Origin of the sequence: Maritimibacter sp. 55A14, assembly GCF_003122205.1 — a bacterium.
Classification (GTDB): Bacteria; Pseudomonadota; Alphaproteobacteria; order Rhodobacterales; family Rhodobacteraceae; genus QEYE01.
On sequence record NZ_QEYE01000024.1, the window covers coordinates 1 to 15,805 of the forward strand.

A 15,805-nucleotide genomic window follows, 5' to 3' on the forward strand; every position below is an offset into this window, starting at 1 on the left:
CTCGGTCGAACTGATCGCGCCGATCGCCATGGAAGAGAAACTCCGCTTCGCCATCCGCGAAGGCGGCCGCACCGTCGGCGCCGGCGTGGTGTCGAAAATCATCGAGTAAACATTCGGGTTCGACGCAAGCCGGGCAGGAATGTAAACCGCCGGGCTGCGACCGACGCGGTGCCCCGACAGCAAAAGGCCGCCCGACCGGGCGGCCTTTTCGTCATTACATGAGAATGATGCGCGACGTGCCGCTGGCGCGGCGCAATGCGTGAACCCCGGCGATTTCGGGGTCGTTGATCCAGGCCCTGGCATGGTCGCGATCGGGGAAGGTCAGGATCACGGTCACGTCCGGTGCGGGTCCCTCGCCCTCGATCACTTGCGCCTCGGGTGAAACCGCGAGCGGTTCGGCCTTGTGCGTGGCCATGGCCGGGCCGGCCAGGGACCGGTATCGGGAAAAGGTGTCCGGGTCGTCGAGTGTGAGGGTGACGATGGCATAGGCTGTCATGATGGCTCCTTCGCGTTGTGGCAGAGAACCATAACCGCGGCATGCATGAGCGAAAATGATCATTGATGCGCCATGATTGTGCGATAATGATCAGGCCATGCTGAACTGGAACGATTTGCGCTACGTCCTGGAGACCGCCCGGAAAGGCGGGATCAGCGGTGCCGCGCGCGTGCTGGGTGTAAATCACGCGACGGTGGCCCGTCGTATCACGGCGGCCGAACAGGCACTGGGCGCACGTATATTCGACCGGATGTCCAGTGGTTATGTGCCGACCGAGGCAGGTTGGGATGCGGTGCGGGCGGCGGAAGCGATGGAGCGCACCGGCGCGCGGCTCGACCGCCGTATCGGGGCGCGCGATGCGGCGGTGGCCGGCAAGCTGACGGTGACGGCGCCGCAGCTCCTGATCGAGCGGGTGCTGGGCCCGGTGCTGCTGGGGTTTATCGAAGAGTATCCCGGTGTCGAGCTTCAACTGCTTGCAACCAACGACATTCTGAACCTGTCGCGGCGTGAGGCGGATGTGGCGATACGCATCTCCGACAGTCCCTCGCCAAGCCTTGTCGGGCGGCGGGTGTGCGAGCAGAAGGCGGCCGTCTATGCCACGCCCGAACTGATTGCGCGCGATCCGGGCGGCGCGGCGCCGCTGGAGTGGATACGGTTTGCGCATTGGCCGGGGCCGTCCAGGGAAATCCGCGAGGCCCGGCCCAATCTGAATGTGCGGCTGTCCGTCGACGACATGATGGCCGCCGTCGGAGCCGCCCGCGCCGGGATCGGGGCAACGCGCATGGCCTGCTTCCTGGGCGAGACCGACCCATCGTTGCAGAGGGTGCCGGGTCTTCCCGCCTTTGCCTATATGCCCGTGTGGGTTCTGACACATCCCGACCTGCGGGGCGTGCCGCGCAATCGGGCGTTCGTGGATTTCGTCGCAGCCCGCCTGCGGCGAATGCGGCGGCTGTTCGAGGGCAGGGCAGAGGGTTCGCCGATGACACCGTTCGGCACCGCCCCCCGGTGATCCCGCCAGGGAGAAGACCCGTCGGCCGGGGCGTTCAGGCCACGCCCGGCTTGAACGTCAGCGCCACGCCGTTGATGCAGTGCAGGATATCGTCCTCGACCAGCAGGATATGGCCCAGATGGCTGCCGCAGCGGCGGCAATGGACCTCGATCAGCGGACCCGTCTCCGCGCCCATGCCGCCATATTGCGCGGGCACCTCGTCGGCGGCGGTCAGCAACGTGTTTTCCCGTGCCGCGCTGAAGAAGGCCCAGCCCTTGTCGACCGGCACCTTGCGGCGACTGTCGAAGACCGCCAGCGCGCAGCCCTTGCAGTGATAGACGCCTGCCCGCGTCTCGTCCCAGAGCGCGCTGGAGCGCGGCCACTCGGTGCGGCCCTCGCGCAGAACCTCGTATTCGGTCGGGCTGAGCAGATCGTGCCAGTCGGCCGGGCTGTGGCTGACCTCGAAGCGGAAGCCGGCATCCTCCGCCGCGGCGCGGCCCGTGGCCAGCGCCGCGAGCGCCCCGCCCGCAAGAAAGGACCGGCGCGCGATGGCTTGCTGGGTCATGGCCTTCCCCCTTTTCGCAGCTTTACCCTGGCATATGGGGGGCGGCGCGCTCGCGTTCGATGAACGACTGTGTGAGGCGTTGACAGCGGCGAGGAGGCCCCCCATTTCCCCTTGCAAAGCGGCGCGCGCTTTCGTATCCGGGCGCACAGTGACCACAGGGGTATAGCTCAGCTGGTAGAGCGACGGTCTCCAAAACCGTAGGTCGCGGGTTCGAACCCTGCTGCCCCTGCCATTTCCTTTGCGAGGCTTGCGGGCGATGGCCGCGCGCTTCGGAAGTCCCGGCAAATCGGCCCATCGGGCGATACCGGCAGCGCAATCGGGTGAATGCAGCATGGCGACGAAGATAAATCCCCTCCAGTTCATCCAGCAGGTGCGGGCAGAGATATCCAAGGTGGTCTGGCCCAGCCGGCGCGAGACGACGATCACCACCATCATGGTCTTCGTAATGGCCACGATCGCGGCGATCTTCTTTTTCATTGTCGACAAGATCATCCAGTTCGGGCTGACGGGCCTCCTCGACATCTTCGGCTGACAGCCGATTTTTTGATCCGTGAAGGTCTTGAATTCACGGGGTTTCGCTTGTAGAGGGAGCGTCATCCTTGACAGACGCGTGCATTGATTCGTCGTGCACGCTGTTTTTGTTCTGGCGAAATGACCGCAAGACATTGACAAGGTACGGAAATTCGGCGGCGGCGCCGCAAGGCACAAGGTGACGGGCAAGATGGCGAAACGCTGGTATTCTGTAAGCGTGCTCTCGAATTTCGAGAAAAAGATCGCCGAGCAGATCCGCACTGCGGCCGCGCAGGAGGGGCTGGAGGACGACATCGAGGAAGTGCTCGTCCCCACCGAGGAAGTCATCGAGATGCGCCGCGGCAAGAAAGTCACCGCCGAGCGCCGCTTCATGCCGGGCTACGTGCTGGTGAAGATGGAGATGACGGATCGGGGCTACCACCTGATCAACTCGATCAACCGGGTGACGGGGTTCCTGGGGCCGCAGGGTCGGCCGCTGCCGATGCGGGACCACGAGGTGAACACGATCCTGAACCGCGTCGAGGAGGGGGCCGAGACACCGCGCACCCTGATTGCCTTCGATATCGGCGAGCAGGTGAACGTGACCGACGGACCCTTCGAGGGCTTCTCGGGCACCGTCGAGGAGGTGGACGAGGACAACGCCCGCCTCAAGGTGACGGTTTCGATTTTCGGCCGGGCGACCCCGGTGGAGCTGGAATACACTCAGGTCACCAAGCAGACCTGACGTGTGAGCATGGTGGGAGGTAGGTCCGGCGCGCCGGACAGGCCGTACCACTAGACCGAAGACCGGCGGGGCGCGCCCCGTGCCGGAGGCGACATGAAGGAGTAGGCCAGATGGCCAAGAAACTGGCAGGCAAGATGAAGCTGCAAGTGCCCGCGGGCCAGGCGAATCCGAGTCCCCCTGTGGGTCCGGCGCTGGGTCAGCGCGGCATCAACATCATGGAATTCTGCAAGGCGTTCAACGCCAAGACCCAGGAGATGGAACCGGGGGCACCCTGCCCGACGGTAATCACCTATTACCAGGACAAGTCCTTCACGATGGACATCAAGACGCCGCCGGCGTCCTATTTCCTCAAGAAGGCCGCAAAGCTGAAATCCGGCGGCAAAACGCCGGGGCGCGACACGATCGGGACGGTCAGCGTCAAGCAGGTGCGCGAGATCGCCGAGGCCAAGATGAAGGACCTCAACGCCAACGATGTCGAAGCGGCCATGAAGATCATCCTGGGCTCCGCCCGGTCGATGGGTATCGAGGTGAAGGGGTAAGTCATGGGCAAGCAAGGCAAACGTATGCAGGCGGCCCGCGCGGCCTTCGAAGGCAAGTCCGAGATCAGCGTCGAGGAAGCGGTCAAGCTTCTCAAGGCGAACGCCAAGACCAAGTTCGACCAGACCATCGAGATCGCCATGAACCTGGGTGTCGATCCGCGCCATGCCGACCAGATGGTCCGTGGCACGGTCAGTCTGCCGAACGGCACCGGCAAATCGGTGCGCGTCGCTGTCTTCGCGCGCGGCGCGAAGGCTGACGAGGCCAAGGAGGCGGGTGCCGACCTGGTGGGCGCCGAGGAGCTGATGGAAACTGTCCAGGGCGGCACAATCGAGTTCGACCGCTGCATCGCGACCCCGGACATGATGCCGGTCGTCGGGCGTCTCGGCAAAGTGCTGGGCCCCCGGAACCTGATGCCGAACCCCAAGGTCGGCACGGTTACAATGGATGTGGCCGAGGCGGTGAAGGCGGCCAAGGGCGGCCAGGTGCAGTTCCGCGCCGAAAAGGCCGGCGTCGTCCATGCCGGCGTCGGCAAGACGTCCTTCGACGAGGGCAAGCTGGTCGAGAATGTCCGCGCCTTTGTGGACGCGGTGCAAAAGGCGAAACCCGCGGGTGCCAAGGGCACCTATCTGTGCAAGATCTCGCTGACCTCGACGATGGGGCCGGGCGTAAGCGTGGATATCGCGTCGGCGACGGGCAATTGATCCTACGAGCTTGATTCAGGAACGGGCGGGCCTTGCGGTCCGCCCGTTTTGTTTTGGAGTAATGGCAAGGGGCCGGTGCCCGACGGGTTATTGCCCGGCCTGCAAGATCGCTGTCGCCGCCGCCGGGCAGAAGGCGTCCGGCGTTGCGGCAAGCAGCCTTGCCCATTGGCCGGTGGGTCCAAAGCGCCGGGCGGGCTGTGGGCATTGCGGATAAAGTGCCGCGACCCGCAGTCGATCTGCCGGTGTCAGCGCCTTATGCGCCTGTTCGCCGGGAAAAGAAGGATTCCACCGCCAGACCCTCGGCAAGGATGATTTGATGCCGGTCGAACGCCGGGTTGAAATAGCTCACCTTGCGCAGGCCCTGCATCTGCCGTACCCGCGGCAGGGCTGTAAGTGCCTTGCTCGCCACAAGGCAGGCGGAGCGGGCATTCATGACCCTGTGTTGCGGAGACAGGCGCAGGTGCCTCTGCGGCAGGTCGTGGCCGAGGGCGCCCGCGCTGATCAGGATCGGTTTGTGGTTCGCGTTGCTTTGATCAAACACGACGTCGCGGCGCAGGAGATGGCGTAGCGGCTGAGGCCCGTCGTCCAATGTCGTGACGAGGTCACCCGTGCGCAGCTTCTCGATGGGAAGGGGTCCGCCGGGCGTGTCGATCATGGTGCCCGCAGCCAGACATGCGACCATATTGCTGTAGGCGTAAGTATCGTTTGCCCCGTCGAAATTGCCGACGGGTGTCAGGGCTTCTCCGGTCGGCGGCATGGTGCCGGGAAAGACGAAGCCGATGATATCGTCAGTATCGCCCGCCGAAACGCCGATGACATCGTAGACATTGCCGCTCGAATCCTGGAGTTGAACGACGTATTCATTTTCCACGTTGGTTCCGGCGGGGTAGAGGACGCCATCAATGACGGTGTCGCTGGTCAGGGTCTGGCTGGCCTCGTCGTCGTCGAACCACTGATCGCTGTCGGTGACGCCCAGTGTCTGGACAGTCGGATCCGGCTCAAAGGTTATGGTGTAGCCATAGAAATGCCAGCCGCCAGCCGACCCGCTGAACCCGCTGGGGGCCGTTGTCGACGCATCGCCGACGGCGACAAAGGATACGTTGTAATTTGTCATGATTTCCCGGTACGGATACTCGTCAAACGGTGATCAGGTTACATGCCCGAGCGTGGAGAAACGGTTAAGGGCCAAACCCGTTCAAGTCCAGTGGGTCACGCGCGTTACGGAAATTAGCCGGGAAATCGCACAATTTGCGGGTTTCGGGACAACTGGGTCTTCACATTCCCCGCACTTCGAATTAGATAGCGCGCTGTCAGGTCGTCCCGATGCTTCGTGGCGGCCTGATGATTCGTCCAAGACGGTGGGTGCCCGGAAGGCCGGTGCTTAATTCCCTGCCTGAGACGGGAACGACAGGATTGGCCTTGGGTGACACCTCGGGCGATCTGGCGCTGCCCCGTAAAACGGACTTGAACGCCGAAACCCAGGTTTCGGTAAATACGAGCCGGGGGGTGCAAGCCTTCCAAATTTGGAGCGAAACTGTGGATAGAGCCCAGAAAGAGAAAGTGGTCGATGAACTCGGCCAGATCTTCGAAAGCTCTGGCGTCGTCGTGGTGGCACACTACGCGGGTCTCACGGTTGCTCAGATGCAGGACCTGCGCGCGCGTATGCGTGAAGCGGGCGGGTCCGTTCGCGTCGCCAAGAACAGGCTCGCCAAGATCGCCCTTGAGGGCAAGCCCTGCGCAAGCATTGCTGACCTTCTGTCGGGCATGACCGTACTCACCTATTCCGAGGACCCCGTGGCGGCAGCCAAGGTGGCCGAGGGCTTCGCCAAGGATCACGACAAGTTCGAGATCATCGGCGGCGCAATGGGTGAAACGGCCCTGGACCGGGCCGGTGTCAAGGCAGTCTCCGACATGCCGTCGCGCGAGGAGCTTATTTCCTCGATCGTCGGCTGTATCGGTGCACCCGCCAGCAACATCGCCGGTGCGATTGGCGCCCCTGCTTCGAACATCGCGAGCATCCTCTCGACCATCGAGGAGCGTGCGGAAGCCGCGTGAGCAACATGTGAGGCGCGTCTCGGGTGCGGCCCGGCGCGTTGGAACACAATCAAGAGACGGAAAGAGTCAAAATGGCTGATCTGAAGAAACTTGCTGAAGAGATCGTGGGTCTCACGCTTCTCGAAGCCCAGGAACTGAAAACCATCCTGAAGGACGAGTACGGTATCGAGCCCGCCGCGGGCGGCGCCGTCATGATGGCCGGTCCGGCCGGCGGCGACGCGGGCGCGGAAGCGGCCGAAGAGCAGACCGAGTTCGACGTGATCCTGAAGGCGGCTGGTGACAAGAAAATCAACGTCATCAAGGAAGTCCGCGCGATCACCGGTCTGGGCCTGAAGGAAGCCAAGGATCTGGTCGAAGCCGGCGGCAAGGCCGTCAAGGAAGGCGTCGACAAGGCCGAGGCCGAAGAGATCAAGGGCAAGCTGGAAGCGGCTGGTGCCGAGGTCGAACTGAAGTAATCGCGGTGGACGCGACGGCGTCCGACCGTTTTTTCAGGGCTGGATCCGCCTGCAGGCGGATCCAGCCGAACCTGTCTTGGAGAGGGCCCTCGCGGGGGGTCCTGCCCAAGGCGCGGTTAAAGGTTCGGGAGCAGCCCGGTGGGACGGTCTGCATGAATGGAACCTGCCCCCCTGTTTTGTGAGCGGCGGCTGCCGGTGCCCGACGGCAACGCGACGCGAACAAGTGAGAGGTGACGACGAGCATGGCTCAGACCTATGACGGCCAGAAGCGCATCCGCAAATTCTACGGTAAAATCCGCGAAGTCCTGGAGATGCCGAACCTGATCGAGGTTCAGAAATCCTCCTATGACCTGTTTCTCGATTCCGGCGACCAGCCCGAGCCGATGGACGGCGAGGGCATCAAGGGGGTTTTCCAGTCGGTCTTCCCGATCAAGGATTTCAACGAGACCTCAGTGCTTGAGTTCGTGAAATACGAGCTTGAGAAGCCGAAATACGATGTTGAGGAATGCATGCAGCGCGACATGACCTATGCCGCGCCGCTGAAGGTAACGCTGCGCCTGATCGTCTTCGACGTGAACGAGGATACCGGCGCGCGGTCCGTGAAGGACATCAAGGAGCAGGACGTGTTCATGGGGGACATGCCGCTCATGACGCCGAACGGCACCTTCGTGGTGAACGGCACCGAGCGTGTGATCGTGTCGCAGATGCACCGCAGCCCCGGCGTGTTCTTCGACCATGACAAGGGCAAGACCCATTCCTCGGGCAAGCTGCTCTTCGCCTGCCGTATCATCCCCTATCGCGGCTCCTGGCTGGATTTCGAGTTCGACGCCAAGGACATCGTCTTTGCCCGCATAGACCGGCGCCGCAAGTTGCCGGTGACGACGCTGCTCTATGCGCTGGGGCTCGATCAGGAAGGCATCATGGATGCCTACTATGAGACGGTCCAGTACAAGTACAAGAAGAACAAGGGCTGGGTGACCAGGTTCTTCCCCGAGCGCATCCGCGGCACGCGGCCGACCTATGATATCGTCGACGCGAAATCCGGTACCGTGATCGCCGAGGCGGGCAAGAAGGTCACGCCGCGCGCGGCGAAGAAGCTGATCGACGACGGCAAGGTGAAGGACATCCTGCTGCCCTTCGACCGGATCATCGGGAAATACGTCGCCAAGGACATCATCAACGAGGAAACCGGCGAGATCTGGGCCGAAGCCGGCGACGAGCTGACCTGGGAGCTGGACAAGAACGACGATGTGGTGGGCGGGACGCTCAAGACCCTGCTCGACAATGGCGTGACCGATATTCCGGTGCTGGATATCGACGGCATCAACGTCGGTGCCTATATCCGCAACACGGTGGCTATGGACAAGAACCTGAACCGCGACACCGCGCTGATGGACATCTATCGCGTGATGCGGCCGGGCGAACCGCCGACCGTCGAGGCGGCCTCGGCGCTCTTTGACCAGATGTTCTTCGACAGCGAGCGCTACGACCTTTCGGCCGTCGGTCGGGTGAAGATGAACATGCGGCTTGACCTGGACGCGCCGGACACGCACCGCACGCTGCGCCGCGAGGACATCATCGCGTGCATCAAGGCTCTGGTGGAACTGCGCGACGGCAATGGCGATATCGACGATATCGACCATCTGGGCAACCGCCGGGTGCGCTCGGTCGGCGAGCTGATGGAGAACCAGTATCGCGTGGGTCTCCTGCGGATGGAACGCGCGATCAAGGAGCGCATGTCGTCGGTCGAGATCGACACGGTCATGCCGCAGGATCTGATCAACGCGAAACCTGCCGCCGCGGCGGTGCGCGAGTTCTTCGGCTCCAGTCAGCTTTCGCAGTTCATGGACCAGACGAACCCGCTGTCGGAAGTGACCCACAAGCGGCGCCTCTCGGCGCTCGGGCCGGGCGGTCTGACGCGCGAACGCGCGGGCTTCGAGGTGCGCGACGTGCACCCCACCCACTATGGCCGGATGTGCCCGATCGAGACGCCGGAAGGCCCGAATATCGGCCTGATCAACTCGCTCGCCACCTTCGCCCGCGTCAACAAGTACGGCTTCATCGAAACGCCCTACCGCAAGGTCGCCGACGCGCAGGTCACCGACGAGGTGGTCTACATGTCCGCCACCGAGGAGATGCGCCACACGATCGCACAGGCCAATGCGCAGCTCGATGAGGAGGGCCGGTTCATCAACGACCTGGCCTCGACCCGCAAATCGGGCGAGTACACCCTGAACCCGCCGGCCAATATCGACTATATCGACGTGTCGCCGAAGCAGCTCGTCTCGGTCGCGGCCTCGCTGATCCCGTTCCTTGAGAACGATGACGCGAACCGCGCCCTGATGGGTTCCAACATGCAGCGGCAGGCGGTGCCGCTCCTGCAGGCGGAGGCGCCCTTTGTCGGCACCGGCATCGAGAGCGTCGTGGCCCGCGATTCCGGCGCCGCGATCATGGCCCGCCGCGCCGGCGTGATCGACCAGGTGGACGCCACCCGGATCGTTGTGCGCGCGACCGAAGACCTGGATCCGGGCGATCCCGGCGTGGATATCTACCGTCTGCGCAAGTTCCAGCGGTCGAATCAGAACACCTGCATCAACCAGCGTCCGCTGGTGAAGGTGGGCGACACCGTGGTTCAGGGCGAGGTCATCGCCGACGGGCCCTCCACCGATCTGGGCGAGCTGGCTCTGGGCAAGAACGTGCTCGTCGCCTTCATGCCCTGGAACGGCTACAACTACGAGGATTCGATCCTGATCTCCGAGCGCATCGCGCGCGACGATGTCTTCACCTCGATTCATATCGAGGAATTCGAGGTCGCCGCTCGCGACACCAAGCTGGGGCCGGAGGAAATCACCCGCGACATCCCGAACGTGGGCGAGGAGGCGCTGCGCAACCTCGACGAGGCGGGGATCGTCTATATCGGCGCCGATGTGGGACCGGGCGATATCCTGGTGGGCAAGATCACCCCGAAGGGCGAAAGCCCGATGACGCCGGAGGAGAAACTCCTGCGCGCCATCTTCGGCGAAAAGGCGTCGGACGTGCGCGACACGTCGCTCCGCCTGCCGCCGGGGGATTTCGGCACCGTGGTCGAGGTGCGCGTCTTCAACCGCCACGGGGTGGAGAAGGACGAGCGCGCGCTTCAGATCGAACGTGAAGAGGTCGAGCGCCTGGCGCGCGACCGCGACGACGAGATGGCGATCCTGGAGCGCAACATCTACGCGCGTCTCCGCGGCATGATCCTTGGCAAGACCGCCGTGAAGGGGCCGAAGGGCGTCAAGGCCAACTCCGAAATCACCGAGGAGTTGCTGGAAACGCTGAGCCGCGGCCAGTGGTGGCAGCTTGCCCTGGGCGACGAGAAGGATGCCGCCGCCGTCGAGGCGCTGAACGCGCAGTTCGAGGCCCAGAAGAAGGCTCTCGATGCCCGTTTCGAAGATAAGGTCGAGAAGGTGCGGCGCGGCGACGACCTGCCGCCGGGCGTGATGAAGATGGTCAAGGTCTTCATCGCGGTGAAGCGCAAGCTTCAGCCGGGCGACAAGATGGCCGGGCGTCACGGCAACAAGGGCGTCATCTCCAAGGTCGTGCCGATCGAGGACATGCCGTTCCTGGCCGATGGCACCCATGTCGATTTTGTGCTCAACCCGCTGGGCGTGCCCTCGCGCATGAATGTCGGACAGATCCTGGAAACCCATATGGGCTGGGCCGCGCGCGGCCTGGGCGTCCGGATCGACGAGGCGTTGCAGGAATACAAACGCTCCGGCGACATGACCCCGGTGCGCGACGCGATGAAGCTGGCCTATGGCGACGATGTCTATGACGAGGCGCTGTCGGGACGCGACGAGATGAGCTTCCTGGAGGCGGCGGCCAATGTCACCAAGGGCGTTCCGATCGCCACGCCGGTCTTCGACGGTGCCAAGGAGCCCGATGTGAACGATGCGCTCAAACGCGCGGGCTTCGACGAGTCGGGCCAGTCCATCGTCTATGACGGGCGCACGGGCGAGCAGTTCGCGCGGCCGGTCACCGTGGGCATGAAGTACCTGCTGAAGCTGCATCACCTGGTGGACGACAAGATCCACGCGCGCTCGACCGGACCCTACAGCCTCGTCACCCAGCAGCCGCTGGGCGGCAAGGCGCAGTTCGGCGGCCAGCGTTTCGGCGAGATGGAGGTCTGGGCGCTGGAAGCCTATGGCGCCGCCTACACCCTGCAGGAAATGCTGACGGTGAAGTCGGACGACGTGGCGGGCCGGACCAAGGTCTACGAGTCGATCGTCAAGGGCGAGGACAATTTCGAGGCCGGCGTGCCCGAAAGCTTCAACGTGCTGGTGAAGGAAGTCCGCGGCCTCGGCCTCAACATGGAACTCCTGGATGCGGAGGAGGATGAGTGAGGGCGGCCCGCGTCGCCCCACTCCCTGCACCCCAGATTAGGAACGCAAGATGAACCAGGAACTGACAACCAACCCGTTCAACCCGCTTCAGGCCCCCAAGAGCTTTGACGAGATCAAGATCTCGCTGGCCTCGCCGGAGCGGATCCTGTCGTGGTCCTATGGCGAGATCAAGAAGCCGGAAACCATCAACTACCGCACGTTCAAGCCGGAACGCGACGGCCTGTTCTGTGCCCGCATCTTCGGGCCGATCAAGGATTACGAGTGCCTGTGCGGCAAGTACAAGCGGATGAAGTATCGCGGCGTCGTCTGCGAGAAATGCGGCGTGGAAGTGACGCTCCAGAAGGTGCGGCGCGAGCGTATGGGCCATATCGAGCTGGCCGCGCCGGTCGCGCATATCTGGTTCCTCAAGTCGCTGCCCTCGCGCATCGGTCTGATGCTGGACATGACGCTGCGCGATCTGGAGCGGATTCTCTATTTCGAGAATTACGTGGTGATCGAGCCGGGCCTGACGGACCTCACCTATGGTCAGCTCATGACCGAGGAAGAGTTCATGGACGCCGAGGACCAGTATGGCGGCGATGCCTTCACCGCTGGCATCGGTGCCGAGGCGATCCGCGAGATGCTGGCCCAGATCGACCTGGAGGCCGAGGCCATCAAGCTGCGCGAGGATCTGGCGGAGGCCACGGGCGAGCTGAAGCCCAAGAAGATCATCAAGCGGCTCAAGGTCGTCGAGCATTTCCTGGAATCCGGCAACCGCCCGGAATGGATGGTGCTGACCGTGATCCCGGTGATCCCGCCGGAACTGCGCCCGCTGGTGCCGCTCGACGGCGGCCGGTTCGCCACCTCGGATCTCAACGACCTCTACCGCCGGGTCATCAACCGCAACAACCGCCTCAAGCGGCTGATCGAGCTGCGCGCGCCCGACATCATCGTGCGCAACGAGAAGCGGATGCTTCAGGAATCGGTGGATGCGCTCTTTGACAATGGTCGCCGCGGCCGTGTCATCACCGGGTCCAACAAGCGGCCGCTGAAATCGCTCTCCGACATGCTCAAGGGCAAGCAGGGCCGGTTCCGCCAGAACCTGCTGGGCAAGCGGGTGGACTTCTCCGGCCGTTCGGTCATCGTGACCGGCCCGGAACTGAAGCTGCATCAATGCGGCCTGCCCAAGAAGATGGCGCTGGAGCTCTTCAAGCCCTTCATCTACTCGCGGCTGGAGGCCAAGGGCCTCTCCTCGACCGTGAAGCAGGCCAAGAAGCTGGTGGAAAAGGAACGCCCCGAGGTCTGGGACATCCTCGACGAGGTGATCCGCGAACATCCCGTCATGCTCAACCGTGCGCCGACCCTGCACCGGCTGGGCATCCAGGCGTTCGAGCCGACGCTGATCGAGGGCAAGGCGATCCAGCTTCACCCGCTGGTCTGCGCGGCCTTCAACGCCGACTTCGACGGCGACCAGATGGCCGTCCACGTACCGCTGAGCCTTGAGGCCCAGCTTGAAGCGCGCGTGCTGATGATGTCCACCAACAACGTGCTGTCGCCCGCCAACGGCAAGCCGATCATCGTGCCGTCGCAGGACATGATCCTGGGGCTCTACTACATCTCGATGATGCGCTCGGGCGTGAAGGGCGAAGGCATGGTCTTTGGCTCGGTCGAGGAGGTGGAGCACGCCCTCACCGCGGGCGAGGTCAGCCTGCACGCCAAGATCACCTCCCGCGTCCCGCAGGTGGACGAGGAAGGCAACATCGTGCAGCGGCGCTTCGAGACGACGCCGGGCCGGGTGCGCCTTGGCGCGCTTTTGCCGCTCAACACCAAGGCGCCTTTCGACATCGTCAACCGCCTGTTGCGCAAGAAGGAAGTGGGCGAGGTCATCGACACCGTCTACCGCTATTGCGGCCAGAAGGAGTCGGTCATCTTCTGCGACCAGATCATGACGATGGGCTTCCGCGAGGCGTTCAAGGCCGGTATTTCCTTCGGCAAGGACGACATGCTGATCCCCGAGGAGAAGTGGAAGATCGTCAACGACACCCGCGAGCAGGTGAAGGAATACGAACAGCAATACATGGACGGCCTGATCACCCAGGGTGAGAAATACAACAAGGTCGTCGATGCCTGGTCGAAATGCTCCGACGAGGTCGCCGGCGCGATGATGTCGGAAATCTCCGCCGTGCGCTACGACGACGACGGCGCGGAACTGGAGCCGAACTCGGTCTACATGATGTCCCATTCCGGGGCCCGTGGTTCGCCGGCGCAGATGAAGCAGCTTGGCGGGATGCGCGGCCTGATGGCCAAGCCGTCGGGGGAGATCATCGAGACGCCGATCATCTCCAACTTCAAGGAAGGCCTGACCGTGCTGGAGTACTTCAACTCCACCCACGGGGCGCGGAAGGGTCTGGCCGACACCGCGCTCAAGACCGCGAACTCGGGCTACCTGACGCGCCGCCTCGTCGATGTCGCGCAGGACTGCATCGTGCGGACGGCGGATTGCGGCACCGACCGGTCGATCACCGCGGAACCCGCGGTGTCGGATGGCGAGGTCGTGGCATCGCTGGGCGAACGCATCCTGGGCCGCGTGGCGGCCGAGGACGTGGTTGATCCAGCCACCGGCGAGGTTCTGACCGCGCGCGACTCGCTGATCGACGAGCGCATCGCCGATGCGATCGAAAGGGCCGGGGTCGCCTCCATGCGGATGCGTTCGCCGCTGACCTGCGAGGCCGAGGACGGCGTCTGCGCGATGTGCTACGGTCGTGACCTGGCGCGCGGCACGATGGTCAACCAGGGCGAGTCGGTGGGCATCATCGCGGCGCAGTCGATCGGCGAGCCCGGCACGCAGCTGACGATGCGGACTTTCCATATCGGCGGCATCGCCCAGGGCGGCCAGCAATCCTTCCAGGAGTCGAGTCAGCCGGGCAAGGTCGAGTTCCGCAACAGCCAGATCCTGGAAAATGCCGCCGGCGACCAGATCGTGATGGGGCGCAACATGACCATGGCCATCATCGACGAGAACGGGGTGGAGCGGGCCAGCCACAAGATGGGTTACGGCACCAAGCTTCTGGTCAAGGACGGCCAGCAGATCGAGCGCGGCGCCAAGCTCTTCGAGTGGGACCCCTACACGCTGCCGATCATCGCCGAGAAGGCGGGCGTGGCGAAGTTCGTCGATCTGACCTCGGGCGTCTCTGTCCGCGAGGAAACCGACGATGCCACGGGGATGACCCAGAAGATCGTTTCCGACTGGCGCGCGGCTCCGAAGGGCAACGACCTGAAACCCGAGATCATCATCATGGACCGGGAAACGGGCGACCCGATGCGCAACGATCTGGGCAATCCGGTCAGCTACCCGATGTCGGTGGACGCGATCCTGTCGGTCGAGGAAGGTCAGGACATCCGGGCCGGCGACGTGGTCGCGCGGATCCCGCGCGAGGGCGCCAAGACCAAGGACATCACCGGCGGTCTGCCGCGGGTGGCGGAACTGTTCGAGGCGCGTCGTCCCAAGGATCACGCAATCATCGCCGAGGTGGACGGCTATGTGCGGTTCGGGCGCGACTACAAGAACAAGCGCCGGATCTCGATCGAGCCCGCCGCGGACGGGGTCGACCCGGTCGAGTACATGGTGCCCAAGGGCAAGCACATCCCGGTCCAGGAAGGCGACTTCGTCCAGAAGGGCGACTACATCATGGACGGCAACCCGGCGCCGCATGACATCCTGCGCATCCTCGGGATCGAGGCGCTGGCCGATTACCTGATCGACGAGGTGCAGGACGTCTATCGCCTGCAGGGCGTGAAGATCAACGACAAGCATATCGAGGTGATCGTCCGCCAGATGCTGCAGAAGTGGGAAATCCTCGACAGCGGGGAAACCACGCTTCTGAAGGGCGAGCATGTCGACAAGGCGGAACTGGACGAGATGAACGCCAAGGTCCTGGCCGACGGGCGCAAGCCCGCCACCGGCGAGCCGATCCTGCTGGGCATCACCAAGGCCAGCCTGCAGACCCGGTCCTTCATCTCCGCCGCGTCCTTCCAGGAAACCACGCGCGTGCTGACCGAGGCCTCGGTCATGGGCAAGCGGGACAAGCTGGTCGGGCTCAAGGAGAACGTGATTGTCGGGCGTCTGATCCCGGCGGGCACGGGCGGCGCCACGCAGAAGGTCCGTCGCATCGCCAGCGAGCGCGACCAGAAGATCCTGGAGACCCGTCAGGAGGAAGCCGCCGCCGCTGCCGCACTGGCCGCGCCGGAGGATGTTTTCGAGGACGATTCCGGGCTGGTTGAAACGCCGGAGAGCCGCGAGTAGGGCTGATCGCCAACCGCGTTTGAGAAATGGAAAACCCCCGGCCGCCAAGTGGCCGGGGGTTTTTGCTGGCGGGGGCGATCCGCGAGGTA

The 15,805-nt window shown here is 63.9% G+C and carries 13 protein-coding genes and 1 tRNA gene; 11 read left to right on the forward strand and 3 right to left on the reverse strand.

Features of this window, described 5'->3' with window-relative positions:
• On the forward strand, positions 1 to 109 hold a 109-nt coding region (locus DDZ14_RS16325), incomplete at its 5' end, for a hypothetical protein (RefSeq protein WP_146193113.1).
• A gap of 105 nt (positions 110 to 214) precedes the next feature.
• Here the strand turns inward: DDZ14_RS16325 and DDZ14_RS16330 are convergent.
• Positions 215 to 496: a DUF1330 domain-containing protein gene (locus DDZ14_RS16330; protein WP_109426054.1), complete on the reverse strand. Its 282-nt coding sequence runs from the start codon at positions 494 to 496 to the stop codon at positions 215 to 217.
• Between the two features lie 97 nt (positions 497 to 593).
• On the opposite strand from DDZ14_RS16330, the gene DDZ14_RS16335 reads away from it, so the two are divergent.
• The gene (locus DDZ14_RS16335; RefSeq protein ID WP_109426055.1) at positions 594 to 1,505 is read left to right on the forward strand and encodes a LysR family transcriptional regulator; all 912 of its coding nucleotides are present in this window, start codon (positions 594 to 596) and stop codon (positions 1,503 to 1,505) included.
• A gap of 34 nt (positions 1,506 to 1,539) precedes the next feature.
• Here the strand turns inward: DDZ14_RS16335 and DDZ14_RS16340 are convergent, their stop codons facing one another.
• Positions 1,540 to 2,049, reverse strand: coding sequence for a peptide-methionine (R)-S-oxide reductase (locus DDZ14_RS16340; protein WP_158275549.1), 510 nt, complete (start codon positions 2,047 to 2,049; stop codon positions 1,540 to 1,542).
• Between the two features lie 156 nt (positions 2,050 to 2,205).
• On the opposite strand from DDZ14_RS16340, the gene DDZ14_RS16345 reads away from it, so the two are divergent.
• The 5 genes from DDZ14_RS16345 (at position 2,206) to rplA (ending at position 4,545) form a co-directional block, all read left to right on the forward strand.
• A tRNA-Trp gene (locus DDZ14_RS16345) sits at positions 2,206 to 2,281 on the forward strand.
• Positions 2,282 to 2,380: 99 nt separating this feature from the next.
• Entirely contained in the window at positions 2,381 to 2,581 is a 201-nt protein-coding gene (gene secE / locus DDZ14_RS16350) for a preprotein translocase subunit SecE (protein WP_109426088.1), read from the forward strand.
• Between the two features lie 189 nt (positions 2,582 to 2,770).
• A complete protein-coding gene (gene nusG, locus DDZ14_RS16355; protein WP_109426089.1) occupies positions 2,771 to 3,304 on the forward strand; it encodes a transcription termination/antitermination protein NusG in 534 nt (177 codons plus the stop codon).
• A gap of 110 nt (positions 3,305 to 3,414) precedes the next feature.
• A complete protein-coding gene (gene rplK / locus DDZ14_RS16360) occupies positions 3,415 to 3,843 on the forward strand; it encodes a 50S ribosomal protein L11 (RefSeq protein WP_109426057.1) in 429 nt (142 codons plus the stop codon).
• 3 nt (positions 3,844 to 3,846) lie between these two features.
• On the forward strand, positions 3,847 to 4,545 hold the full coding sequence (gene rplA / locus DDZ14_RS16365; protein WP_109426058.1) for a 50S ribosomal protein L1: 699 nt from the start codon (positions 3,847 to 3,849) through the stop codon (positions 4,543 to 4,545).
• A gap of 253 nt (positions 4,546 to 4,798) precedes the next feature.
• Here rplA and DDZ14_RS16370 read toward each other — a convergent pair whose 3' ends face one another.
• Complete coding sequence (locus DDZ14_RS16370) at positions 4,799 to 5,659, reverse strand: Hint domain-containing protein (protein ID WP_109426059.1); 861 nt, start codon at positions 5,657 to 5,659, stop codon at positions 4,799 to 4,801.
• Between the two features lie 422 nt (positions 5,660 to 6,081).
• Here DDZ14_RS16370 and rplJ point away from each other — a divergent pair, with 422 nt between their 5' ends.
• The 4 genes from rplJ (at position 6,082) to rpoC (ending at position 15,716) form a co-directional block, all read left to right on the forward strand.
• On the forward strand, positions 6,082 to 6,600 hold the full coding sequence (rplJ, locus tag DDZ14_RS16375) for a 50S ribosomal protein L10 (RefSeq protein ID WP_109426090.1): 519 nt from the start codon (positions 6,082 to 6,084) through the stop codon (positions 6,598 to 6,600).
• Between the two features lie 71 nt (positions 6,601 to 6,671).
• Complete coding sequence (rplL, locus tag DDZ14_RS16380) at positions 6,672 to 7,055, forward strand: 50S ribosomal protein L7/L12 (RefSeq protein ID WP_109426060.1); 384 nt, start codon at positions 6,672 to 6,674, stop codon at positions 7,053 to 7,055.
• Positions 7,056 to 7,297: 242 nt separating this feature from the next.
• Positions 7,298 to 11,434, forward strand: a complete 4,137-nt coding sequence (gene rpoB / locus DDZ14_RS16385) for a DNA-directed RNA polymerase subunit beta (RefSeq protein WP_109426061.1) — start codon at positions 7,298 to 7,300, stop codon at positions 11,432 to 11,434.
• A 49-nt stretch (positions 11,435 to 11,483) separates the two neighbouring features.
• On the forward strand, positions 11,484 to 15,716 hold the full coding sequence (gene rpoC, locus DDZ14_RS16390) for a DNA-directed RNA polymerase subunit beta' (RefSeq protein WP_109426062.1): 4,233 nt from the start codon (positions 11,484 to 11,486) through the stop codon (positions 15,714 to 15,716).
• The last annotated feature ends 89 nt before the right edge of the window (positions 15,717 to 15,805 follow it).